This is a genomic window from Agaribacillus sp. DX54 (assembly GCF_056858335.1).
On sequence record NZ_JBXEQE010000148.1, the window covers coordinates 1 to 347 of the forward strand.

The 347-nt window shown below is 41.5% G+C and carries 1 protein-coding gene; it reads left to right on the forward strand.

Going from position 1 to position 347, the window contains the following annotated elements; genetic code table 11:
- Positions 1 to 87 precede the first annotated feature (87 nt).
- Positions 88 to 347 (forward strand): class I SAM-dependent methyltransferase (locus AC04NP_RS30745; RefSeq protein ID WP_482863962.1); only part of this gene is annotated, 260 nt, incomplete at its 3' end.

A 347-nucleotide genomic window follows, 5' to 3' on the forward strand; every position in this document is an offset into this window, starting at 1 on the left:
AAAAGAACACTTCAAAAATTTCTTCGCCGCACTACTTGGCTGGAATCACCCACATTTTTTATCAACACATAAACACTATGAAATGCTATGAAAAGAAATCGTTTTGTTCTTCGTTTTTTACGTCGCTACCATACCAATGTGATCCCTTCAGGCGCTTCTGTACTCGAGATTGGCTGTAGCGAAGGTAGCCTGCTTCATGCGCTTAAACCAAAAACAGGCTTGGGCATTGATCTGTCAAATGAAAAAATTGAAAAGGCCCGTTGTCAGTACCCGCATTTGTCTTTTCATTGTGGCAATGCCGAAAACAGCCTATTGGAAGGTGTATTCGATTATGTGGTCATCTCCCA